Genomic DNA, 21,421 nt, shown 5'->3' with positions numbered 1-21,421 from the left:
GCACGCTCACCGCCTGTTCAGCACCCGGTCGCCGACGCTCTTCCCGGCGCCGGGGCGGCCCCCGGGAAGCCGTAGCGGCGCAGCGGACGCCACGCCTCGTCGTCCGTGCTGAAGCGGTGCAGGCTGAAGCCCTCCACGGGGAACCCGGCCTCGAAACCGCGCAGGTCGGCGAAGGCGCGGTCCAGCGCCTCCGCCGGCAGGTCGTGGGCGACGGTGACGTGCGGGTGGTACGGGAAGGCCAGCTCCCGGGCGAGCGGACCGGAGCGGACTGACGCCTCCAGCGCCACGCACTCCCGAACGCCCTGCTCCAACTGCACGAAGACCACCTGCGACACCGGCCGGAAGGTGCCGGTGCCGCGCAGGGTCACCCGGAAGGGCCGGTGGTCCGCGGCGGCGCGGGCGAGATGGGCGTCCACGTCGGGCAGCGCCGAGAGCGGGACCTCGGTGGGCGGCAGCAGCGTCACGTGCGTGGGTATGCCGTGCGCCCGCGTGTCGCCGTAACCGGCGCGCGCGTCCTGGATCAGCGAGCCGTACGGCTCGGGCACCGTGAGGGAGACCCCGATCAGGACGCCGCCGCGACCTATGACCCCATCGTTCGCCATGCTCAGAGCGCCACCGGGGGCAGGAAGCCGATCCGTTCGTAGGCCGCGGCGAGCGTCGGCGCGGCGACGGCCCGGGCCTTCTCCGCGCCGCGCGCCAGCACCTTGTCCAGCTCCGCCGGGTCGTCCAGGTAGGTGCGGGTGCGCTCCTGGATCGGGGCGACCCACTCCGTGTAGTAGTCGGCCAGCTCGGTCTTGAGCGCGCCGTACATCTTGCCCTCGAAGTGCTCCACCAGCTCCGGGATCGGGCGGCCGCTGATCGCCGAGTAGATGGACAGCAGGTTGGAGACGCCCGGCTTGGCCTTCTCGTCGAAGGCGATGACCGTGTCGGTGTCGGTGACGGCGCTCTTGAACTTCTTGGCGCTGGCCTTGATGTCGTCCAGCAGGCTGACCAGGCCCTTGGGCGAGGAGGCGGACTTGCTCATCTTCACCGCCGGGTCCTGCAGGTCGAAGATCTTGGCCGTCTCCTTGGGGATGTACGGCTTCGGCACGGTGAAGGTCTGCCCGAACCGGCTGTTGAAGCGCTCGGCCAGATCCCGGGTCAGCTCGACGTGCTGGCGCTGGTCCTCGCCGACCGGCACCTGATCCGCCTGGTAGAGCAGGATGTCGGCGACCTGGAGGATCGGATAGGTGAACAGGCCGACCGTGGTGGAGTCGGCGCCGTGCCGGGCGGACTTGTCCTTGAACTGCGTCATCCGCGAGGCCTCGCCGAAACCGGTGAGGCAGTTCATCACCCAGGCCAGCTGTGCGTGCTCCGGCACGTGCGACTGGACGAAGAGCGTGCACCGCTCCGGATCGAGCCCCACGCCGAGCAGCTGCGCGACCGAGACGCGGGTGTTCTGCCGCAGCACGGCCGGGTCCTGCGCGACCGTGATCGCGTGCAGGTCCACGACCATGTAGAACGCGTCGTGCGTCTCCTGCAGGGACACCCACTGGCGCACCGCGCCGAGGTAGTTCCCCAGGTGGAAGGAGCCGGACGTGGGCTGGATGCCCGAGAGCACGCGGAGACGGTCGTTGGCCATGGGCTCATTCTCGCAGGTGCGTAGGCGATCTTTCGCGCCACTCCACGGGCCGGACGCCCGCTGACCCGCTCGGACACCTGTGCGTCCGCCACCTCCGCCCGGTGCGGCGCGTTGTTCACCGTGATGGACCAGTGACGAAGCCGGAGGGTCCCACCGATGACGCCACCCCTGGTGACGGTGATCACACCCGTTCACGACACGCGGGAGTACCTCGGCCAGTGGTTCGCCTCCCTGCGGGCGCAGACCCTCGCCTGCGGCGAGCTGGAGGTCCTCGCCGTCGACGACGGCTCCACCGACGGCAGCGCCGAGCAGTTGCGGACGCTCGCCGCTTCCTGGCCCGAGGCGGTGCGGGTGATCGCCCTGCCGGAGCGCGGCGGCCCGGCCCGCGCCCGCAACGCCGCGCTCCGCGAGGCCCGCGGCCGCTACGTCTACTTCCTCGACTCCGACGACCGGCTGGGTGAGGAGGCGCTGGCCCGCCTCACCGCGGCCGCGGACCGGCTCGGCTCGGACGTGGTCGTCGGCCGCGTCGTGGGCGTGAACGGACGGTGGGTCTCCCCGGAGCTGTTCCGCGAGACCGTCGAGGACGTCCGCTTCCCCGGCTGCGCTCTGGCGTGGTCCCTCTCCCCCGCCAAGCTGTTCCGCCGCGAGCTGCTGGAACGTCACGGCCTGCGCTTTCCCGAGGACCTGCCCGTCTACAGCGACACGCCGTTCGTCCTCGCGGCCTTCTTCCACGCCCGCCGCGTCTCCGTCCTGGCGGACTACGACTACTACTACCTGCTGGCGCGCGACGACCGCAGCAACATCACCACCACCGCCCGTCTCGCCGACCGCCTGCGCGGCACCGCGGCGGGCGTGGCCGTCGTCCTCCGGTACACGACCCCGGGACCGGTGCGCGACGAGGTGAACGACCGCTACATCCGCAGCGACGTGGTCAACCTCTTCGGGCGCGAGTTCCTGCTGCTGGCCCCGGAGGAGCGGGCGCAGTTGGTCGCCGCGGCGGGCGAACTCGTGCGCACCCACCTGACCGAAGCGATCCGGGCCCGCTGCACCGAGCCCCAGCGGCTCCGGCTGCACTGCCTGCAGCACGGGCTCACCGAGGAGTTGACCGAACTTGTGCGTCACGAGTGCGACCACGGCGAACTGCCGGAACCGGTCACGGCGACGGCGTCCTGGTCTGCGGAGGGCCTGCGGGTTCAGACCTCCCGTGCGCTTCCCGGGCTCGTGTCCGCGCCGGTGACCTGGCTCTCGGACGCCGTCGGCCATGTCGCCTCGGACGACGAGACGGTCATCCCGCTGCGGGACCTGCTGCCCCGCCAGCGCAGCACGCTGCGTCTGGAGGCGAGTTGCGCGGGCCGCAGCGTTCCGGGCCGGATCACGCCCGGGGCGGACCTGCCCCAGCGCAGGGTCCGGCACGGCGGCCGCTGGTACCGGCTCACCCCGAAGGCGGGCCCGGGCGGCGAGTTGGAGGTCTGGTCCGCCCGGATCAGCGTGCGACGGGTCCTGCGGCTGCGGCTCACCCGCCTGTTGGGGACCCGCTGAAATCCCGCTGCGAAGCGCACCGGCGGGGTCCTGCCCCGGCCGGTCGCCTTCGGGCTACTCCGCGGGCGCCTGCGGGGGCGCGGTCACCCGGACGCGGTCGACGCGGCGGCCGTCGAGGCGGGCGACCTCCAGCACGTAGCCGTCGGGGGTGGTGATGCGGTCGCCCTCCAACGGGAGGCGGCCGAGTTCCGCGACCACGTAGCCCGCCACCGTCTCGTACGGGCCCTCAGGGAGCTCGACGCCCGTCTCCTCCTCGAAGTCGGAGAGGTTCAGCAGGCCGTCGACCTCGATCGAGCCGCCGGCCAGGCGCCGTGTCGTCGACAGCTCCTGGGAGTCGTACTCGTCGCGGATCTCGCCGATGACCTCCTCGACGAGGTCCTCCAGGGTGACGATGCCGGCCGTGCCGCCGTACTCGTCGACCACGATGGCCAGATGGTGGCCCTCATGGCGCATCTCCGACATGGACGGCAGCACGCGCTTGGTCGCGGGCAGCAGCTTCACCGGGCGGGCGATGTCGCGCACGGCGCCGACGGCGTCGGCCCGGTACAGGTCGCGGACGTGGACGAAGCCGACCACGAGGTCGTAGGAGCCGTCCACGACCGGGTAGCGCGAATGGGGGTACGCCCGCACCTCGTCGCGGACCTCCGCGACGGAGCGGGAGGCGTCGAGGAAGGTGACCTCCGTGCGCGGGACCATGACCTCGCGCAGCTGGCGCTCGCCCGCCGCGAAGACCTCGCCGATCAGCTGGCGTTCGTCCGAGCCCAGCTCGGTGCTCGCGGCCACCAGGCCGCGCAGCTCCTCGGAGCTCATCGCGTTGCGACCGGCCTGCGGATCGCCGCCGAGCAGGCGGACCATCAGGTTGGTGGAGACCGACAGCAGCCAGATGACCGGGCGCAGCACCCGCGAGATGACGTCCACGAGCGGCGCGGCCGTCAGCGCGATCGACTCCGCGCGCTGCAACCCGATCCGCTTGGGGGTGAGCTCGCCGAGCACCAGGGAGACGTACGAGATCAGGAGCGTGAGCAGGACCAGCGCGAGGGTGTCGGCGACGCCGCTGTCCATGCCCCAGCCGACGAAGACCGGGGAGAGCTTCTTGGCGAGGGTGTCCGCGCCGAACGCCGCCGAGAGGAAGCCCATGCAGGTGACGCCGACCTGGACCGACGCGAGGAAGCGGTTCGGGTCGGCGGCCAGGTGCGCGGCCCGCGTCGCCCGCTTGGTGCCGCGCTCGGCGAGAGCGCGGATCTGGCCCTCCCGAAGGGAGATCAGCGAGATCTCCGCGATGTTGAAGATCCCGCCGATCACGATGAAGAGAAGGACCAGTCCGGCATCGCGCAACGTCTCGCTCACCGGGCCAGTCTAGGGACCCCCGAGCCGCGCGCCCGCCGCCCCGTCCGGCCGTCTACCGGACGGGCAGTCCCGGCGCGGGGTAGGCGTCCGTCAGCGCCTTGACGTCGGCGCGGACCTTGGCGACCGTCGCCTCGTCGCCCGTCCTCGCCGCGCCCACGACCAGGTCGATCCACTCCGCCACCCGCGCCATCTCGCTCGCCGGGATGCCGCGCGAGGTCAGCGCGGGCGTGCCGATGCGGATGCCGGACGGGTCGAACGGCTTGCGGGTGTCGTAGGGGACGGTGTTGTAGTTCACCACGATGCCCGCGCTGTCCAGCGCCTTCGCGGCGACCTTGCCGGGGACGTCCTTGCCGGCGAGGTCGATCAGCAGCAGGTGGTTGTCGGTGCCGCCGGAGACCAGGTCGAAGCCGCGCGCGGCCAGCTCCTCGCCGAGCGTCCGCGCGTTGGCGACCACCTGGCGGGCGTAGACGCGGAAGTCCTCGCCGGCCGCCTCCTTCAGCGCGACGGCGATCGCCGCGGTGGTGTGGTTGTGCGGGCCGCCCTGCAGGCCGGGGAAGACGGCGCGGTCGATCGCCCTGGCGTGCTCGGCGGTGGAGAGCAGCATCGCGCCGCGCGGGCCGCGCAGCGTCTTGTGGGTGGTGGTGGACACGACGTCGGCGTGACCGGCCGGGGAGGGGTGCGCGCCCCCGGCGATCAGGCCGGCGATGTGGGCCACGTCCGCGACCAGCACCGCGCCCACCTCGCGGGCGATCTCGGCGAACCCGGCGAAGTCGATGGTGCGCGGCACGGCCGTGCCGCCGCAGAAGATCAGCTTGGGCCGCTCGGCGAGTGCCAGGTCGCGCACCTTGTCGAGGTCGATGCGGCCGGTCTCCTTCTCGACGCCGTACTGCACGCCGCGGAACCAGGCGCCCGTCGCGGAGACGCCCCAGCCGTGCGTGAGGTGGCCGCCCATGGGCAGCGCCATGCCCATCACGGTGTCGCCGGGCTGGAGGAACGCCAGGTAGACGGCGAGGTTGGCGGGCGAACCCGAGTACGGCTGGACGTTGGCGTGGTCCATCGCGAACAGCGCCTTGGCGCGCTCGATCGCCAGCGTCTCGACCTGGTCGATGTTCTGCTGGCCCTCGTAGTAGCGCTTGCCGGGGTAGCCCTCGGAGTACTTGTTCTGCAGGACGGTGCCGGTCGCCTCCAGCACGGCGTGCGAGACGTAGTTCTCACTGGGGATCAGGCGCAGCGTGTCGGCCTGGAGTTGCTCCTCGGCGACGACCAGCGCGGCGATCTCGGGATCGGTGACGGCGAGACGAGACATGGCAGCACTCTCCTCCGGGTCTCTCACTGGCTCTACGTCCGTCGTAGTCCAGTCCGACCCGGCTGCCCAGGCGTACGGCAGTCCGGCGGTGGTGCCCTCGCCGCTTCCTCGGGGTTCCCTCCCCGTGCGCCAGTCGCGGCACACGTCAGCCTACGGGACGCTGGCGTGCGCCCGTGGAGACGCTCACGGACCGAGACTTCTGCCCCGAGTGGCACGACGCGCTGGCGCTGCTCAGCCGGGACCTGGCCGCGACCGAGCCGGAGGCGGAGCCCTTCGCGCCGCTGCTGGACGCGTACGGGGTCTTCGTCGGCTTCCGGTCCTGGGGTGCGCAGGGCAGTCCGCTGCGGGAGGAGGCCGGGCTGCCCGAGGTCGCCGACGCGGCGCAGGAGTCCGCGGTGGAGCACCTGTGGCGCACCTGGCCGGTCTGCCCCGAGCACGGGCTCGGCCTGCACCCCCGGCTGCGCGAGGAGGACGGGGCGAAGGTGTGGTGGTGCGGCGGCCGGGGCCCCGCGAGCGGGCACGGCACGCCGGTGGGAACGCTGGAGGCCCGGCGGACGATCAGCCGCCGGGCCTCGAGACGCGGGAGGAAGCGCTGGCTCGGACTCAGATGAGGCCGAGCTCCTTGACCGCGTCGCGCTCCTCGATGAGCTCCCGGACGGAGGCGTCGATGCGGGCGCGGGAGAAGTCGTTGATGTCCAGGCCCTGGACGATCTCGAACTTGCCGTTCTTCGCGGTGACCGGGAAGGAGGAGATGATGCCCTCCGGCACGCCGTAGGAGCCGTCGGAGACGACACCGGCGGAGGTCCAGTCGCCCTCGGCGGTGCCGTTGGTCCACGTGAAGACGTGGTCGATGGCGGCGTTGGCGGCCGAGGCGGCGGAGGAGGCGCCACGGGCGTCGATGATGGCGGCGCCGCGCTTGGCGACGGTCGGGATGAAGTCCTCGGCCAGCCACTTCTCGTCGGCGACGGCCTCGGCGGCGTTCTTGCCGGCGACCTCGGCGTGGAAGATGTCCGGGTACTGGGTGGCGGAGTGGTTGCCCCAGATGGTCAGGCGCTTGACGTCGTCGACGCCCACGCCGAGCTTCTTGGCCAGCTGGGCGATGGCGCGGTTGTGGTCCAGGCGGGTCATCGCGGTGAAGCGGTCGGCCGGGACGTCCGGGGCGTGGTTCTGGGCGATCAGCGCGTTGGTGTTGGCCGGGTTGCCGACGACCAGCACGCGGATGTCGTCCGCGGCGTTGTCGTTGATGGCCTTGCCCTGCGGGCCGAAGATGCCGCCGTTGGCGGAGAGCAGGTCGCCGCGCTCCATGCCCGCGGTGCGCGGACGGGCGCCGACCAGCAGGCCGACGTTGGCGCCGGCGAACGCGGCGTTCGGGTCGTCGAAGATGTCGATGCCCTTGAGCAGCGGGAAGGCGCAGTCGTCGAGCTCCATGGCGGTGCCCTCGGCGGCCTTGACGCCCTGCGGGATCTCCAGCAGACGCAGCTTCACCGGCACGTCCGCGCCCAGCAGGTGGCCGGAGGCGATGCGGAACAGCAGCGCGTAGCCGATCTGGCCGGCCGCGCCGGTCACGGTGACATTGACGGGGGTGCGGGTCATTTCTACCTTCTCCAGCTGTCGCCGACGCGTCTCTCGACATCGAGAGAACCAGCGTCAGGCTATCGCAACAGGACCCGGCCGAGGGCGTGGCCTCGCCACGCCCTCGGGAGTCCTTCGTCACGTTTCCGACACGGTTCTGCCGAACCGGCATCAGCCCAGCTCACAGCGGTATGACCAGGCCCGTCGGGCCAAGGGTGCGAACCCTCAGTCGCCGCCGCCGTCGCTGTGAACCATGCTGCCCAGACGCCCCACGAACGGCAGGTGGATCACCGGATCGGGGAGCGACGCGAGCGCGAGTACGACGATGACCAGACCCAGCACGCCCATCACCACGATGTCCGTGAACCGGCTGCGCACCGCGAGCATCCCGACCTCCGGCATGACCGCCCGCAGCACCGCGCCGATCAGCAGCCCGACGCCGACCGTGACGATCCCGGCGCGCCACGCGTCCAGCGCGGTCACCAGCAGCCCGACGCCCACGACGGTCAGCACCACCACGATCGGCCACTGCCGCACCGGCACCGGCCGGTCCCGCCCGGCCGCGGCGGAGCCGCCCTCGGGACGGAACGTCCCCGTGGTCGTCACCGGCGGCCGCTGCTGCGCCTTCGGTTTGCGCGCCATCTCGTCGGCGCCCTCAGTCGCGGGCTGCACTGGCCTGCCGCTCCGCCGCCTCGACGACGTTCGCGAGCAGCATCGCCCGGGTCATCGGTCCGACACCGCCCGGGTTCGGGGAGATCCAGCCGGCCACCTCGGCGACCTTCGGGTCCACGTCGCCGGTGTAGACGCCGTCGACACGGCTGACGCCCACGTCCAGCACGGTCGCGCCGGGGCGCACGTGCTCGGGCTTGATCAGGTGCGGCACGCCCGCGGCGGAGACGATGATGTCCGCGCTGAGCAGGTGCTCGTCCAGGTTGCGGGTGCCGGTGTGGCAGAGGGTGACCGTCGCGTTCTCGCTGCGGCGGGTCAGCAGCAGGCCGATCGAGCGGCCCACGGTGATGCCGCGGCCGACGACCGTGACGTTGGCGCCGTTCAGCTCGATCTGGTGGCGGCGCAGCAGCTCGACGATGCCGTAGGGGGTGCACGGCAGCGGCGCCTCGACGCCCAGCACCAGGCGGCCCAGGCTCATCGGGTGCAGGCCGTCGGCGTCCTTGTTCGGGTCGATCAGCTCGAGCACGCGCTTCTCGTCCAGGTGCTTGGGCAGCGGCAGCTGGACGATGTAGCCGGAGCAGGCAGGGTCGGCGTTGAGCTCGCGCACGACGTCCTCGACCTGCTCCTGGGTCGCGTCGGCGGGGAGTTCGCGCTGGATGGAGGCGATGCCGACCTGGGCGCAGTCGCGGTGCTTGCCGCGGACGTAGGCGTGGCTGCCGGGGTCGTCACCGACGAGGACGGTGCCGAGGCCGGGGGTGATCCCCCGCGCCTTCAGCGCCTCGACCCTGGAGACGAGCTCGGACTTGATCGCTGCGGCGGTGGCCTTGCCATCGAGAATCTGGGCGGTCATGGAGCCATTCTCCCGGATCGCGGAAGCAGTCGTGCTCAGGGGCCGGGTCACGGCCCGACCGCGCATGATCGCACATGGACCGTCGGGATCCGGTTGCAAATACGCCACAACCGTGTGGTGGACCTGCGAACGAGGTGGACATGGCGGCTGCCGCTCGCAACGATGGGTGTCGGTTAAGAGCAGTAAGAAAGCAGGAACGGGGGCACGGGGGGACGTGAGCGCAGACCAGGCTTTCGCCCTGGGCAGGCGCGCCGCTTTGGAGCGCCGTTGGGCCGAGATCGCGGCCGGTCGTTACGGGGGGCCTCTTCGGGTATTGCTCCGTGCCGGCGGAGCGGCGGTCGTCGCCGTCGTGGCGGCGGAGGTGCACCGCACCCATGATCCGGGCGTGCTCTGCCCGTTGCGCCGGTTCACCGGCATGCCCTGCCCCGGCTGCGGCAGCACCACGGTCTTCATGGACCTGGGCGCCGGTCACGTGGGCGCGGCGATCGCCGCCAACCCCGTGACCGTCCTGGTCGGTCTCGGCCTGCTGTTCGCCCCGTTGGGCGGCGGCGCCTGGTGGTGGCGGCTGCCCGCCCGGAAGAAGAACATCGTCATCTTCTCTGCGGCGGCGGTCTCCTGGCTCTGGCAATTGCACCGATACGGTTTTCTGCCCTCCTGAGCGTCACCGCACTCCGATAATCTCACCGCCTGTCAGCACACCCACTTCTCACCACGCATCCCTGCCCGGAGGCACGAACATGAGCTACCCGCCCGACCCGAACAACCCTTACGGCCAGCCGCAGCAGCCGCAGAACCCTTACGGTCAGCAGCCGCAGCAGCCGGGTTATGGCTACCCCCAGCAGCAGCCCCAGGACCAGGCGGCCTACGGCTACCCGCAGCAGCCTCCGGCGGACCCCTACGCGCAGCAGCAGGCCTACGGCTACCCGCAGCAGGGCCAGTACCCGGCCTACCCGGTCGGCCAGGACCCGTACGCGGGCTACGTGCAGAACGCGTACGCCGGCTGGGGCGCACGCGTGGTGGCGCGCCTGATCGACACCATCGTCGTCGGGCTGATCCCGTACATCATCCTGTTCGCCGTCGACGGCCCGTCCACCACGATCAACGCGGACGGCACCATCAGCAGCAACACGGGCGCCTACGAGGCCGGCAGCTTCTTCGTCAGCATCCTGGTGCTGGTCGGCATCGGCGTGATGAAGGGCACCATGGGCCAGTCCCTGGGCCAGAAGGCCGTCAACATCCGCGGCGTGCGCGAGGCCGACGGCCAGCAGCTGCAGGTCGGTCCGGCGATCGTGCGCGAGGTCGCCCACGTCCTCGACAGCATCTGCTGCATCGGCTACCTGTGGCCGCTGTGGGACGCGAAGAAGCAGACCTTCGCTGACAAGATCATGAACACCGTGGTCGTCAAGTCCAGCTGACCTGGCGCCACCGTGACAGGGCGAAGGCCCGCCGCACCGAGGAGGAGCGGCGGGCCTTCGTCATGGCATCAGGTCACTGCGCCTCAGTGGAAGAAGTGCCGCGTGCCGGTGAGGTACATGGTGACGCCGGCCGCCTTCGCGGCCTCCACCACCAGGTCGTCGCGGACCGAACCGCCCGGCTGCACCACGGCCTTGACGCCGGCCTCGGTCAGCACCTCCAGGCCGTCGGGGAACGGGAAGAACGCGTCCGAGGCGGCGAAGGAGCCCCGCGCCCGCTCGCCCGCCCGCTGCACGGCCAGACGCGCGGAGTCGACCCGGTTGACCTGACCCATGCCGACGCCCACCGAGGCACCGCCCTTGGCCAGCAGGATCGCGTTCGACTTGACGGCGCGGCAGGCCCGCCAGGCGAAGGCCAGCTCGGCCAGCTCCGCCTCGGACAGCGCCTCGCCGCACGCCAGCGTCCACGTCGACGGGTCGTCACCGGCCGCGTCGATCCGGTCGGCCTGCTGCAGCAGCATGCCGCCGGTCACCGCGCGGGTCTCCACCGTCGGCAGCGCCGGGGTGCCGCGCAGCACGCGGATGTTCTTCTTCTGCGCCAGCACCTCGACCGCGCCCGGCTCGTAGTCCGGGGCGAAGACGACCTCGGTGAAGATGGGCGCGATCTGCTCGGCCAGCGCCACCGTGACCGGTCGGTTCACGGCGATCACGCCGCCGAACGCCGAGACCGGGTCGCACTCGTGGGCCTTGCGGTGCGCCTCGGCGACGTCCGCGCCGATCGCGATGCCGCACGGGTTGGCGTGCTTGATGATGGCGACGCACGGCTCGGACTGGTCGTACGCGGCACGGATCGCGGCGTCCGTGTCGGCGTAGTTGTTGTACGACATCTCCTTGCCGTGCAGCTGCTCGGCGGCGGCGATGCCCTTGCCGCTGCCGTCGACGTAGAGCGCCGCGGCCTGGTGCGGGTTCTCGCCGTAGCGCAGCACGTTCTCGCGCTCGTACGTCGAGCCGAGGAACTGCGGGAAGCGCTCCTCGTCCGCGGGCGCGTAGCCGTCGGCGAACCAGGAGGCCACGGCCACGTCGTAGGCGGCGGTGTGCGCGAACGCCTCACCGGCGAGACGCTTGCGGGCGGCCAGGTCGAAGCCGCCGTCGGCGACGGCCTTCAGCACGTCCGCGTAGCGCGCGGGCGAGGTGACCACGGCGACGGAGGGGTGGTTCTTCGCGGCCGCGCGGACCATCGACGGGCCGCCGATGTCGATCTGCTCCACGCACTCGTCCGGGGTCGCGCCGGAGGCGACGGTCGCCGCGAACGGGTACAGGTTGACGACCACGAGGTCGAAGGGCGCCACACCCAGCTCCTCGAGCTGCGCACGGTGCGACTCCAGCCGCAGGTCGGCCAGGATGCCGGCGTGCACGCGCGGGTGCAGGGTCTTCACGCGACCGTCGAGGCACTCGGGGAAGCCGGTCAGTTCCTCGACCGGAGTGACCGGCACGCCCGCGCCGGCGATCTTCGCCGCGGTCGAGCCGGTGGAGACCAGCTCGACTCCGGCCGCGTGCAGGCCCTGGGCCAGCTCTTCGAGGCCGGTCTTGTCGTAGACGCTGACGAGCGCCCGACGGATGGGACGAACGTTCTCGGAGGTGGGCTGCGGCTGGTTGCTGCCTGAGCTCATTACCGAATCCTTCTGCAATGCCCCGGCGAGATGACCACCCCGTCGGTGCGGTTGATGTGTTGTCCCGTGGGATGTCCGGTCACGACCGGTCAGCGGACGGGAGCCGGGATGAGCACCCGGCGTCCGTCCACCCGGTGGCCCTCGCGGGCCATCCGTCCCACGGCGTCGACGAGCAGTTTCCGCTCGACGTTCTTGATGCGCTCGTGGAGCGCCTCGCCCTCGTCCTGGTAGTCCGAGTCGGCGACCTCGACCACGCCTTGGGCGATGATCGGTCCGGTGTCCACGCCCTCGTCCACCAGGTGCACGGTGCAGCCGGTGACCTTGACCCCGTACGCCAGCGCGTCGCGCACGCCGTGCGCGCCGGGGAAGGAGGGGAGGAGGGCGGGGTGGGTGTTGACGATGCGGCCCTGGAAGCGGCGCATGAACTCACCGCCGAGGATCTTCATGAAGCCGGCCGAGACCACGAGGTCCGGCTCGTGGAACGCGGTGGCGGCGGTCAGCGCGGCGTCCCAGTCGGTGCGCTCGGGGTAGTCCTTCACCCGGTGCACGAAGGTGGGGATGCCCGCCCTCTCGGCCCGCTCGAGCCCCGCGATGCCGTCCCGGTCCGCGCCGACGGCGACGATCGTCGCGCCGTAGGCCGGGTCGTCGGCCGCGTCGATGAGCGCCTGGAGATTGGTGCCGGAGCCGGAGACCAGGACCACGAGTCGGGCCGGCGCCGCCGGTGCGGCGAAGTCCAGCGGTGCACTTCCGGGCGCAAGAGCCACTGCTCGGTCCTTCAGGTCGGGCCCGTCGCCGTCCGGTGCCGCGCTGCGTTGCGCTGCCGTCACGCGTCGTGCACGCGTCGCGCCGCCGGGCCGTGCGTCGAGCTCAGTCGGTGGCCGACGCAGGGTGTCATCCTGTGACCGGCATCCGCGTCCGCCGAAAGGCGCCCGCAGCTGTTCCTGCGGACCGGACGGGAACCTCGGGGGCGCGCCGTCCGTCAGCAACTTTACCGGCACGCGCACACGACCCCGCACCCCAGACCCTGATCAGACCCCGCCGTGGCCCCGGGCCCGATCCGGCCCGGGGCCACGGCGGACCCCGCACCGCGCCCGGGCCTGGCCCCGCACTCACCGGGCCGGGCCCCGTCACGGGCCCACGATCATCCTGGGGTCGCACGCCACAGGGCCCCGCCAAGTGAGAGGGTGTCCCTGCGGACTACTGCGGGCGCGATCCGCAGACGAGAGGTACGCGCGCACGGTGCACACACGAGGCGTGCACGATGCGTGTACGCGTACGGGCAGGCGATCAGGAGTTACGGCGAAGACCATGGGCCACAGCGGCGACACCACCAAGACCGGCGCCCCGGCGCGGGATGCCTTCGCGCCTCCGCCCGAGGGTGCGCCGGACCGGCCCTGGCAACCGCGCGGCCCGGTCACACACGCCGCCGGTCCCCAGGGGAGCGGCGGCTCCGGTGCTTCGGGCGCTCGCGCCGGATCCGCCGGTTCGGGTGGCTCGGGTGGCTCGGGCGGCTCCGGCTTCGGACCGGCGCAGCCGCAGGACGCGCGACCCGGGTCCGCGTCCGGGTCCGGGTCCGGGTCCGGATCCGGGTCAGCGGAGGGAACCGGCGCGGCGGACGGCACGCCGTCGCCCGGCCCCGAGGGCGAGGCGCCCGGCACACCGCCGCGCGGCCGCGCCGAGGTCCCGCCCCCGCACCCGTGGAGCCCCGGCTACCAGGGCCAGCAACCGCCGCTGCCGCACTTCCCCTACCAGCCGCCCGGTCCGCGCTTCGACCCCAACGACCCGGTCCTGCGCCGCTCCCGGCTGGCTCTCCTCAGCGGCATCTGGGGCTTCTTCTTCATGGTCCTCGGCGTTCCGTACCTGACCCTGCTGCTCGGCGCCCTGGCGCTCTACTGGGGCGTCAGCGCGCTGCGCGGCGAGGTGAAGCCGTCGTCCTCGGCGAAGACCGCCGCCCTGTCCGGCGCCGCTCCGACGCCGCCGAGCTCCCCGTACTACCCCGCGCCGTCGACCCGCCCGCAGGTCCCGGCCGCCCTCGGCGGCCTCATCGCGGGCGCGGTCAGCCTGGCGCTCGTCGGCGCGGTCTTCGGCGTGCAGCTGTACTACAAGAGCTATTACGACTGCCAGGCGAACGCCCTGACCAAGACCTCCTACGACGCCTGCGCGACGTCGGTCTCGCCACGCCCGCCGGCGTGGCTCACCCAGTTCAACGGGAGCTGAGGCGCTAAGGCGCTGAGCTGCTGACACGCTGAGCCGCTCAAGCGCTCCGACGTTCAGGCGCTCACACGTTTCAGGCATCGGGGCCGGGATCGGCGGCGGGCGTGGCGGCGAGGCCGGGGGTGGGTTCCGTCGGCTCATGGTCGCGGTCAACGGCGAGGCCGACGTCAAGGCCGAGGCCGAGGCCAAAGCCGGGGCCCGGGCTGGGGCTGCGGCTGGAGCCGGAGCCGGAGCTGGGGCCCCGGTCCGGCTCCTCGGCCGGGAAGCCCCAGTCCGCGCCGTCGATCACGGCCGCGATAGCCGACGCGACCGTCAGGGCCTCCACCGGCCGAGGGTGGTCAGCGTGGGCGTCGTGGGCGCGGGCACCCTGCGTACGGGGGTCCTGCGCACGGGCATCGTGAGCGCGGGCATCGTGAGCGCGGTCATCGTGGACCTCGGCGGTGACGGCGTCGCCGGCACGGGCTTCGGCCGGAAGCGCGTCGGGCGCGGGCGCAGGCGACATCCGCGGAGCCCTCATCCGCGAGCGGGACCAGCGCAGCAGGAACGCGGTCGGCAGCCCGACGGCGAAGGTCCAGCAGAAGGCCGCCAGCGCGGTCCAGCCGACCGGCGGGCCGACCTCGGCCAACGCGCCGTCGCCCAGCGTCCCGCCGGCCCACCGGGCCCCGACGCCCGCCAGCAGACCTGTGCAGGCCGAAGCCCCTAGCACGACCAGCGCCAGGGCGGTCCAGCCGCACGTCGGCCCGACGTCCCGGCACGAGGGTTCCTCCCCGTCCGCCGCGTCCTCCGGTCTCGGCACGGCCGACGGCGTGACGGCCGATGTCGGGACCACCCTGACGTCGCGCGTGAGCGCCCAGCCGACCGCACCGCCCGAGGCGAGCGGCACCGCCAGCGCGAGGAGCCCGAAAACGGACCGTCCGGGCCCCGGCGCGTCCGCCAGCAACGGCAGTGCCAGCGGCGCGAGGGGTTGCGAGCCCAGTGCGGCGGCGTGCCCGCCCAGGGTGAACCCGGTGCCCAGCGCGTAGGCCCCGGCCCAGACTGCCGCGTTCGGGACGAGCACCGCGCACAGCAGCATCAGCGACACCCGCCCCGCCAGATCCGGGGCGAGCAGCGCCGCGGACGTCCCCGCCGCGCCCGGGTGCACGAGGATCGAGGCCGTCAGCACCGCCGCGCCGCCGCCCAGCAGGGCGAGCGCTCCCGTGAGCCCCGCCCGCAGCGCCTCGTCGCGCTGCGGCGCGAGCCCGCGCAGCCACCCCATTCGCCGCGCCAGCACGCCTTCTGGCGTCGGCACAGGCCACACGCCCAGCCATTCCCCGCGTGCCCGCACCGCCCGCCAGGCGGCCGCGAGACCCCACTCACCCGTGCTCCGGTGCGCGCCCGCGATCGCGGCGAGCAACGCGAGCAGCCCCGTCCAGAGCAGGTCCGGCACCGGCTCCGTCCGCGGTTCGCTCCCCAGTCCCAGCAGCGCGGCGGGCACCGCGACCCCGAGATAGCCGAGCACCACCTCCCGCCGCCGCCCGGCCCGGGCCGCGGCGTGGTGCACCAGTCCCACGGCCAGCGCCGTCACGAGCAGCGGCGCGACACCGAGGGAAGCGTGCCCCGCCGCCCCGTCCCAGCGCAGCGGCCCACCCTGCGCGAGCAGCCACAACGCCGCCGCGAGCTGCGGAACGGCCGTCAGATCGCCGTCCGCGTAAGGCGTCGTCACCCAGAGCAGCAGCACGGGCACGGCCACGATGCCCCACCCCGCCAGAGCCGCGCCGGCACCGGCGAGAAGAGCTGGTCGGTCGAAGAGTGCCATGGTCCAGGGTCGACACGTGACACGCCCGATCTGTCGCAAAACATGCAGTTGTCACTCTTTGATCCAACAATTCATATATGCGACTGAGCCTCCACGCGGCCTCGACGTCCACTGCGGGCCTCACATGACGCCGCCTCAGGACTCCCACGACGCCTCGCGCGCCCGCACGAGGCGCCAGGCCCAGGCCGCCCGCCGCGCATCCCGCTCCGCCGCGGACGCCCCCTCGGCTCCGACGGCACCCGGCGTCGCCGACGGAGTGTCAACCAAGCGCCGCCCCGCCGCCGACGCCGCGTCACCGGGCAAGAAAGAACGGACGACCGAGCCTGAAGGCAAGCGGACCCCCGGGGCCGAGCGGCCCGGTACAGCCAAGCAGCGTGAGGCCGGGAGCCGAGCCGACGGGAACAGGCGGGCTTCCGCCACGACGCGATCGACGACGGGCGCCCCGGCCGACGCCGCCTCCCGCGCTGCCGCGGGCGCGCGAGCCGACGGAAGCAAGCAGACCGATCGCGCCAAGCGGACGCCCGCCGGCGCCCGCGCCGAGGCGGACCGGCGACGCAGGTCCGCACCGGCAGGCGACGCCCCCGCCCCGGCTCGGCCCCCGCGGGCCGAGACCACCGTGGCCGCCGCTCCCACCCGCTCCGTCGCCCGGGACACTGCCGAGCGGGCCCCTACCGACCGGAGCGCCGCCGACCGAGACGCTGCCGACCGCAGCGCCGCCAGCCGAGGCGCCGCCGACCGAGACGCCGCCGACCGCAGCGCCGCGGGCCGAGGCAACAACCAGGGCCCTGCCCGTCAGGCGCCCAGCCGACGGGCCTCCGCCCGGCCCGACTCGGCCGGAGGGAAGGCTGCCGCGCCGGACCGCGTCGCGCCGGACCGCGTGGCGCCGGACCGCGTGGCGCCGGACTGGGTGGCGCCGGACTGGGTGGCGCCGGACGTCGCTGGTCGCGACGCCGCTGGTCCCGGCGGCGCCGGTACCCGCGTCCCTGACGCGCCGTCGTTGTCCTCGCTGGCGCCGGCCCCCACCGGGCCAGGGCGGCACGGCGCGTTCGGATCGGGGCGCGCCGCGGTCGCCGGGGCGCGGAGCGTCGACGCGGAGGCCGTCGGGCACGGGGCCGGACGGGAGCCGTCGAACGGCCCCGCCGCTGCGGGGCCTGCCCCAGCCGGTCCCCACTCCGAGCTACCTTCCGCAGTCCCCTCCGCCGCCCTCCCGGCGACTCGGGAGGCCTTCGACGCGCTCTACGCCGCCCTCGCGCCGCGACTGACGTGGCAGACGTTCCTGCTCACCGCGAACAGACACCGTGCGGCCCACTGCGTGCGGCGCGGCTTCCAGCTCGCCTGGACGAACTGGCCGACCGTCAGCGCGGACCCCTCGCCCGAGGGCTGGCTCCGGGCCACCGCCTTCGATCTCGCCCTCTCCCCCTGGCACGGCGGCGGACCGCGCATGCAGCACGCCTTCCACCTCCCGCACCGGGCGGTCGGCCACGCCGCCGCCCTCGACGTCCCACCGGACTCACTGCCCGAAGGGCAGGACCGCGCGCTGCTGAAGGCGCTGATGCGGCTGCCGCGGCCGCAGCGCCGGGCCTTGGTCCTGCACGACGTGATCGGACTGGACTGGGCGCAGACCGCGGCCGAGGTCGAGGGCAGCACCCCGGTCACCTTCGGGCGCGTCGCGCGTGCCCGTCGCGCGCTGGCCGAGGCGCTGCCGGAGGCCGCCGGCGCGGATCCCGAGGCGCCGGGCTTCGGACGGCGTCTCGGCGACCGCCTGCGGGCGGCTGCCGTCCGTGCCTGCGCGGAGACGCCCGAGCACATCCCCGCCCACGTCACACGCAGCCGCGCGCGCCTGCACGACGGGGGGCTGACGCTGGCCGCTGGGGCACTCGCCCTGGCCATGGCGGGCTTCCTCGGCGCGGGAGCGGTCTGGGGCACGCCGCTGCACCCGGCGGAGCGTCCCGTCATCCCGCATCCCACCCATGCCACCGTGATGGGCACCGCGGACAACGCGCCCACCGCCGACTTCCAGCCGCCGAAGGTCCCGGAGCCGCCGATCACCGCCTTCACGACCGGGCCCGGCCTGATCCAGCAGAACCAGGACACCTCAGGCGACGCCAAGAAGGGGTCCCACGGCAAGCACGGCAAGCACTCCGGCCACCGCGGTGCTCCGGGCAAGCCCCAGGGGCCCGCCAAGCCCTCGGCTCCGGGGCACCCCGGCCCACCGGGCGGCCCGGGCGTGCACCCCCAGCACGGGCGCCCCCACCAGTCCCGACCGAGGAACGTCACCGACCCTCTCGACTGATCTCCCGCGCACGCGAAAGCATGAAGGCATGCGAAAGCACGCGAAGGCGCGCGAAAGGGCCGCCCCCGCGAACGAACGCGGGGGCGGCCCTTCAGCTCAGCGCCTCAGCGCCAGGGCGCCTCGGTGCCTGGGTGCCTGGGTGCCTTGCTCAGCCGATCAGCTGACGCGCCAGGCGGGCGGTCTCGGACGGCGTCTTGCCGACCTTGACGCCGGCAGCCTCGAGGGCCTCCTTCTTGGCCTGCGCGGTGCCGGAGGAGCCGGAGACGATGGCGCCGGCGTGGCCCATGGTCTTGCCCTCGGGCGCGGTGAAGCCCGCCACGTAGCCGACGACCGGCTTGGTGATGTGCTCCTTGATGTACGCGGCCGCGCGCTCCTCGGCGTCGCCGCCGATCTCACCGATCATCACGATGAGGTCGGTGTCCGGGTCGTCCTGGAACGCCTGCAGCGCGTCGATGTGCGTGGTGCCGATGACCGGGTCGCCGCCGATGCCGACGGCGGAGGAGAAGCCGATGTCGGACAGCTCGTACATCATCTGGTAGGTCAGCGTGCCGGACTTCGACACCAGACCGATGCGGCCGGCCTTGGTGATGTCGGCCGGGATGATGCCCGCGTTGGACTGTCCGGGGCTGATCAGGCCAGGGCAGTTCGGACCGATGATGCGGGTCTTGCCACCCTTCTGGTTGTTGTACGCCCAGAAGTTGGCGGTGTCGTGGACCGGCACGCCCTCGGTGATGACGACGGCCAGCGGGATCTCGGCGTCGATCGCCTCGATGACCGCGCTCTTGGTGAACGCCGGCGGCACGAAGATGACGGAGACGTCGGCGCCGGTGGCCTCGATGGCCTCCTTGACGGTGCCGAAGACCGGCACCTCGGTGCCGTCGACGTCAACGGTGGTGCCCGCCTTGCGCGGGTTCACGCCACCGACGATGTCGGTGCCGGAGGCGAGCATGCGGCGGGTGTGCTTCATGCCCTCGGAGCCGGTCATGCCCTGGACGATGACCTTGCTGTCCTTGGTGAGGAAGATAGCCATTTCGGTTCCCCAGCCCTTACTTCGCAGCCGCGAGCTCGGCGGCCTTGTCGGCCGCGCCGTCCATGGTGTCCACCTGCTGCACGAGCGGGTGGTTCGCGTCGGTCAGGATCTTGCGACCCAGCTCGGCGTTGTTGCCGTCCAGACGGACGACCAGCGGCTTGGTGACGGCCTCGCCCTTGCTGGAGAGCAGCTCCAGCGCCTGGACGATGCCGTTGGCGACCGCGTCGCACGCGGTGATGCCACCGAAGACGTTGACGAAGACGGACTTGACGTCCGGGTCGCCCAGGATGATCTCCAGGCCGTTCGCCATGACCTCGGCGGACGCGCCGCCACCGATGTCGAGGAAGTTGGCGGGCTTGACGCCGCCGTGGTTCTCACCGGCGTAGGCGACGACGTCCAGGGTGCTCATGACGAGACCCGCGCCGTTGCCGATGATGCCGACCTCGCCCTCGAGCTTGACGTAGTTGAGGCCCTTCTCCTTGGCCTTCGCCTCGAGCGGGTTGGCAGCGGCCTTGTCCTCGAGCGCCTCGTGCTCCGGCTGGCGGAAGTCGGCGTTCGCATCCAGGGAGACCTTGCCGTCGAGCGCGATGACCTTGCCGTCACCGGTCTTGACCAGCGGGTTCACCTCGACGAGGAGGGCGTCCTCGGCGATGAAGACGGTCCACAGCTTCTGCAGGACCTCGGCGACCTGGTCGGCGACCTCGGCCGGGAACTTGGCCGCGGCCACGATCTCGGCGGCCTTGGCCGGGGTGACACCCTCGACCGCGTCGACCGCGATCTTCGCGAGGGCCTCGGGGTTCTCCTCGGCGACGACCTCGATCTCCACGCCACCCTGGACGGAGGCCATGGCCAGGAAGGTCCGGTTGGTCCGGTCGAGGAGGAAGGAGACGTAGTACTCCTCCTTGATGTCCGCCGTCTGGGCGAGCATCACCCGGTGGACGGTGTGACCCTTGATGTCCATCCCGAGGATGGCCCGGGCCTTCTCCACGGCGTCCGCCGGGTCGGCGGCCAGCTTGACGCCGCCGGCCTTGCCGCGGCCACCGACCTTCACCTGAGCCTTGACGACCGCGCGGCCGCCCAGGCGCTCGGCGACCGCAGCAGCGGCCTCCGGGGTCTCGATGACTTCACCGTCCAGCACCGGTACACCGTGCTTGGCGAAGAGATCCCTCGCCTGGTACTCGAAGAGGTCCACGCGCGTCCGTCCTTGTGATCGCGACTGCTTGTCTTCCCAGCGTGCCGCACGGACCGCTCCGGCGGGGTACGCGGGTCCTGGCAGGGACCTCGCGTCGGCGCCTTCGCTATGGGGAGCACACGGCGGCGTGGCACGCGGCATGTCCGTCTCGCAGGTTATCCCTGTCCGGGGGCCCGGGTTCGCCAGGGAGCCCTCCCGGACCGGTGATAACCATCACAACGAGGGTACGGCGGGTCGGCGGGAGCGCGGCGCCCTGGTTCGACCTCCGTCCGACACGCCCGGGGCCCCCATCGTTCAGCGGCCGTCCTCGGCGCTCGGGCAGCCGTCCTGGCCGGTCCGCGCGGGTGCGCGCCCGCCCGGTGTGTCCGGAAAGTTCGGGATCACCGGAACGGCCCGTGCGACGCGGGCGCGCCGGGTATAACGGATACGTCACAGCGAACGGTGGGTCGCCGCCACCTGTGCCTCCTGGAAGCGGACGCACGATGCAGAGCAGCACACACAGACCCGGCCTCGGTCCCGAACGGACCGAGGAAGCCCCTGAGCCGGCCCCCGCACCACCGCCGGCCTTCTTGCCGAACCGTTTCGCTTCCGCGTGCCCGCCCACGGACCACCCGCAGGAAAACCCTCCCTCCGCGGGCTTCCACCCGACGGATCTCTCGGCTGCGGACCTCCCGGCCGCCGAGCTCCCGGCCACGGGCCTCTCGCCCGCAGGCCGCCCCCGCGCGGGTCTCTCCCCCGCGGACCTCGCCGAGCTCGGCTCCGCCCGCTCCACCTGGCCCATGGACCGGCAGGCCGCCGCGACGTTCGCCGCCGAGGCCGAGTCGGTCACCCGCGCCCGCCAGTTCGTCCGGATCACCGCCGCGATGTGGCGGCTGTGCCCCCAGACGCTCGCCGACACCGAGCTCTGCATT

At 72.8% G+C, this 21,421-nt stretch carries 19 protein-coding genes and 1 riboswitch; of the genes, 7 read left to right on the top strand and 12 right to left on the bottom strand.

From position 1 onward, the window contains the following. Nucleotides 1-17 precede the first annotated feature (17 nt). Together TR48_RS09570 and trpS are read right to left on the bottom strand one after the other, a co-directional pair. Nucleotides 18-602 carry a 2'-5' RNA ligase family protein gene (locus tag TR48_RS09570; protein WP_042365538.1) on the bottom strand — a complete coding sequence of 195 codons (585 nt, stop codon included), beginning with the start codon at nucleotides 600-602 and terminating at the stop codon, nucleotides 18-20. A 2-nt stretch (nucleotides 603-604) separates the two neighbouring features. After that, complete coding sequence (gene trpS, locus TR48_RS09565) at nucleotides 605-1,621, bottom strand: tryptophan--tRNA ligase (RefSeq protein ID WP_268873568.1); 1,017 nt, start codon at nucleotides 1,619-1,621, stop codon at nucleotides 605-607. A gap of 156 nt (nucleotides 1,622-1,777) precedes the next feature. On the opposite strand from trpS, the gene TR48_RS09560 reads away from it, so the two are divergent. After that, nucleotides 1,778-3,160, top strand: a complete 1,383-nt coding sequence (locus tag TR48_RS09560; protein WP_052442526.1) for a glycosyltransferase family 2 protein — start codon at nucleotides 1,778-1,780, stop codon at nucleotides 3,158-3,160. A 54-nt stretch (nucleotides 3,161-3,214) separates the two neighbouring features. On the opposite strand, the gene TR48_RS09555 is transcribed toward TR48_RS09560, so the two are convergent. Together TR48_RS09555 and glyA are read right to left on the bottom strand one after the other, a co-directional pair. Continuing rightward, nucleotides 3,215-4,507, bottom strand: coding sequence for a hemolysin family protein (locus TR48_RS09555; protein WP_042365537.1), 1,293 nt, complete (start codon nucleotides 4,505-4,507; stop codon nucleotides 3,215-3,217). 52 nt (nucleotides 4,508-4,559) lie between these two features. Further along, on the bottom strand, nucleotides 4,560-5,813 hold the full coding sequence (glyA, locus tag TR48_RS09550) for a serine hydroxymethyltransferase (RefSeq protein WP_042365536.1): 1,254 nt from the start codon (nucleotides 5,811-5,813) through the stop codon (nucleotides 4,560-4,562). Between the two features lie 57 nt (nucleotides 5,814-5,870). Then, nucleotides 5,871-5,960, bottom strand: a riboswitch (ZMP/ZTP riboswitch). A 26-nt stretch (nucleotides 5,961-5,986) separates the two neighbouring features. Between glyA and TR48_RS09545 the strand changes: the two genes are divergently transcribed. Beyond that, nucleotides 5,987-6,424 carry a hypothetical protein gene (locus TR48_RS09545; protein ID WP_052442525.1) on the top strand — a complete coding sequence of 146 codons (438 nt, stop codon included), beginning with the start codon at nucleotides 5,987-5,989 and terminating at the stop codon, nucleotides 6,422-6,424. Here TR48_RS09545 and TR48_RS09535 read toward each other — a convergent pair. From TR48_RS09535 to TR48_RS09525, 3 genes are all read right to left on the bottom strand, one after another. Then, complete coding sequence (locus TR48_RS09535; protein WP_042365535.1) at nucleotides 6,417-7,406, bottom strand: malate dehydrogenase; 990 nt, start codon at nucleotides 7,404-7,406, stop codon at nucleotides 6,417-6,419. The two genes, TR48_RS09545 and TR48_RS09535, sit on opposite strands and share 8 nt — an antisense overlap. Nucleotides 7,407-7,610: 204 nt before the next feature. Then, nucleotides 7,611-8,027, bottom strand: coding sequence for a DUF3017 domain-containing protein (locus TR48_RS09530; RefSeq protein WP_042365594.1), 417 nt, complete (start codon nucleotides 8,025-8,027; stop codon nucleotides 7,611-7,613). Between the two features lie 13 nt (nucleotides 8,028-8,040). Continuing rightward, nucleotides 8,041-8,904: a bifunctional methylenetetrahydrofolate dehydrogenase/methenyltetrahydrofolate cyclohydrolase gene (locus TR48_RS09525; protein WP_042365534.1), complete on the bottom strand. Its 864-nt coding sequence runs from the start codon at nucleotides 8,902-8,904 to the stop codon at nucleotides 8,041-8,043. Nucleotides 8,905-9,118: 214 nt separating this feature from the next. Between TR48_RS09525 and TR48_RS40225 the strand changes: the two genes are divergently transcribed. After that, nucleotides 9,119-9,562: a DUF2752 domain-containing protein gene (locus TR48_RS40225; protein ID WP_201777105.1), complete on the top strand. Its 444-nt coding sequence runs from the start codon at nucleotides 9,119-9,121 to the stop codon at nucleotides 9,560-9,562. Nucleotides 9,563-9,641: 79 nt separating this feature from the next. Further along, entirely contained in the window at nucleotides 9,642-10,319 is a 678-nt protein-coding gene (locus TR48_RS09515) for an RDD family protein (RefSeq protein WP_042365533.1), read from the top strand. An 83-nt stretch (nucleotides 10,320-10,402) separates the two neighbouring features. On the opposite strand, the gene purH is transcribed toward TR48_RS09515, so the two are convergent. After that, a complete protein-coding gene (gene purH, locus TR48_RS09510) occupies nucleotides 10,403-11,986 on the bottom strand; it encodes a bifunctional phosphoribosylaminoimidazolecarboxamide formyltransferase/IMP cyclohydrolase (RefSeq protein ID WP_042365532.1) in 1,584 nt (527 codons plus the stop codon). An 89-nt stretch (nucleotides 11,987-12,075) separates the two neighbouring features. After that, nucleotides 12,076-12,750 (bottom strand): phosphoribosylglycinamide formyltransferase, encoded by a 675-nt coding sequence (purN, locus tag TR48_RS09505; RefSeq protein ID WP_084729092.1) that lies wholly within the window; start codon nucleotides 12,748-12,750, stop codon nucleotides 12,076-12,078. A 544-nt stretch (nucleotides 12,751-13,294) separates the two neighbouring features. Here purN and TR48_RS09500 point away from each other — a divergent pair. After that, complete coding sequence (locus tag TR48_RS09500; RefSeq protein WP_042365531.1) at nucleotides 13,295-14,203, top strand: hypothetical protein; 909 nt, start codon at nucleotides 13,295-13,297, stop codon at nucleotides 14,201-14,203. Between the two features lie 70 nt (nucleotides 14,204-14,273). Here the strand turns inward: TR48_RS09500 and TR48_RS43050 are convergent, their stop codons facing one another. After that, nucleotides 14,274-15,995, bottom strand: coding sequence for a cell division protein PerM (locus tag TR48_RS43050; RefSeq protein WP_042365530.1), 1,722 nt, complete (start codon nucleotides 15,993-15,995; stop codon nucleotides 14,274-14,276). 997 nt (nucleotides 15,996-16,992) lie between these two features. Between TR48_RS43050 and TR48_RS38705 the strand changes: the two genes are divergently transcribed. Further along, the gene (locus TR48_RS38705; protein ID WP_152627872.1) at nucleotides 16,993-18,288 is read left to right on the top strand and encodes an RNA polymerase sigma factor; all 1,296 of its coding nucleotides are present in this window, start codon (nucleotides 16,993-16,995) and stop codon (nucleotides 18,286-18,288) included. A 148-nt stretch (nucleotides 18,289-18,436) separates the two neighbouring features. Here TR48_RS38705 and sucD read toward each other — a convergent pair whose 3' ends face one another. After that, complete coding sequence (gene sucD, locus TR48_RS09485) at nucleotides 18,437-19,318, bottom strand: succinate--CoA ligase subunit alpha (RefSeq protein WP_042365529.1); 882 nt, start codon at nucleotides 19,316-19,318, stop codon at nucleotides 18,437-18,439. 16 nt (nucleotides 19,319-19,334) lie between these two features. After that, nucleotides 19,335-20,510, bottom strand: coding sequence for an ADP-forming succinate--CoA ligase subunit beta (gene sucC / locus TR48_RS09480; protein ID WP_042365527.1), 1,176 nt, complete (start codon nucleotides 20,508-20,510; stop codon nucleotides 19,335-19,337). Nucleotides 20,511-21,079: 569 nt separating this feature from the next. Here sucC and TR48_RS43045 point away from each other — a divergent pair. Continuing rightward, nucleotides 21,080-21,421, top strand: a 342-nt coding sequence (locus TR48_RS43045; RefSeq protein WP_439654456.1) for a hypothetical protein, incomplete at its 3' end; no start/stop codon positions are given.

This window comes from Streptacidiphilus neutrinimicus (genome assembly GCF_000787815.1).
Taxonomy (GTDB): domain Bacteria; phylum Actinomycetota; class Actinomycetes; order Streptomycetales; family Streptomycetaceae; genus Streptacidiphilus; species Streptacidiphilus neutrinimicus.
This window is presented reverse-complemented; position numbering and strand designations above follow the sequence as displayed.

Excerpts from the sequence above, each read along its gene's own strand:
- TR48_RS09570 (WP_042365538.1), bottom strand. The coding sequence starts at position 602 with ATGGCGAACGATGGGGTCATAGGTCGCGGCGGCGTCCTGATCGGGGTC.
- trpS (WP_268873568.1), bottom strand. The coding sequence starts at position 1,621 with ATGGCCAACGACCGTCTCCGCGTGCTCTCGGGCATCCAGCCCACGTCC.
- TR48_RS09560 (WP_052442526.1), top strand. The coding sequence starts at position 1,778 with ATGACGCCACCCCTGGTGACGGTGATCACACCCGTTCACGACACGCGG.
- glyA (WP_042365536.1), bottom strand. The coding sequence starts at position 5,813 with ATGTCTCGTCTCGCCGTCACCGATCCCGAGATCGCCGCGCTGGTCGTC.
- TR48_RS09535 (WP_042365535.1), bottom strand. The coding sequence starts at position 7,406 with ATGACCCGCACCCCCGTCAATGTCACCGTGACCGGCGCGGCCGGCCAG.
- TR48_RS09530 (WP_042365594.1), bottom strand. The coding sequence starts at position 8,027 with ATGGCGCGCAAACCGAAGGCGCAGCAGCGGCCGCCGGTGACGACCACG.
- TR48_RS09525 (WP_042365534.1), bottom strand. The coding sequence starts at position 8,904 with ATGACCGCCCAGATTCTCGATGGCAAGGCCACCGCCGCAGCGATCAAG.
- TR48_RS09515 (WP_042365533.1), top strand. The coding sequence starts at position 9,642 with ATGAGCTACCCGCCCGACCCGAACAACCCTTACGGCCAGCCGCAGCAG.
- purH (WP_042365532.1), bottom strand. The coding sequence starts at position 11,986 with ATGAGCTCAGGCAGCAACCAGCCGCAGCCCACCTCCGAGAACGTTCGT.
- TR48_RS09500 (WP_042365531.1), top strand. The coding sequence starts at position 13,295 with ATGGGCCACAGCGGCGACACCACCAAGACCGGCGCCCCGGCGCGGGAT.
- TR48_RS43050 (WP_042365530.1), bottom strand. The coding sequence starts at position 15,995 with ATGGCACTCTTCGACCGACCAGCTCTTCTCGCCGGTGCCGGCGCGGCT.
- sucD (WP_042365529.1), bottom strand. The coding sequence starts at position 19,318 with ATGGCTATCTTCCTCACCAAGGACAGCAAGGTCATCGTCCAGGGCATG.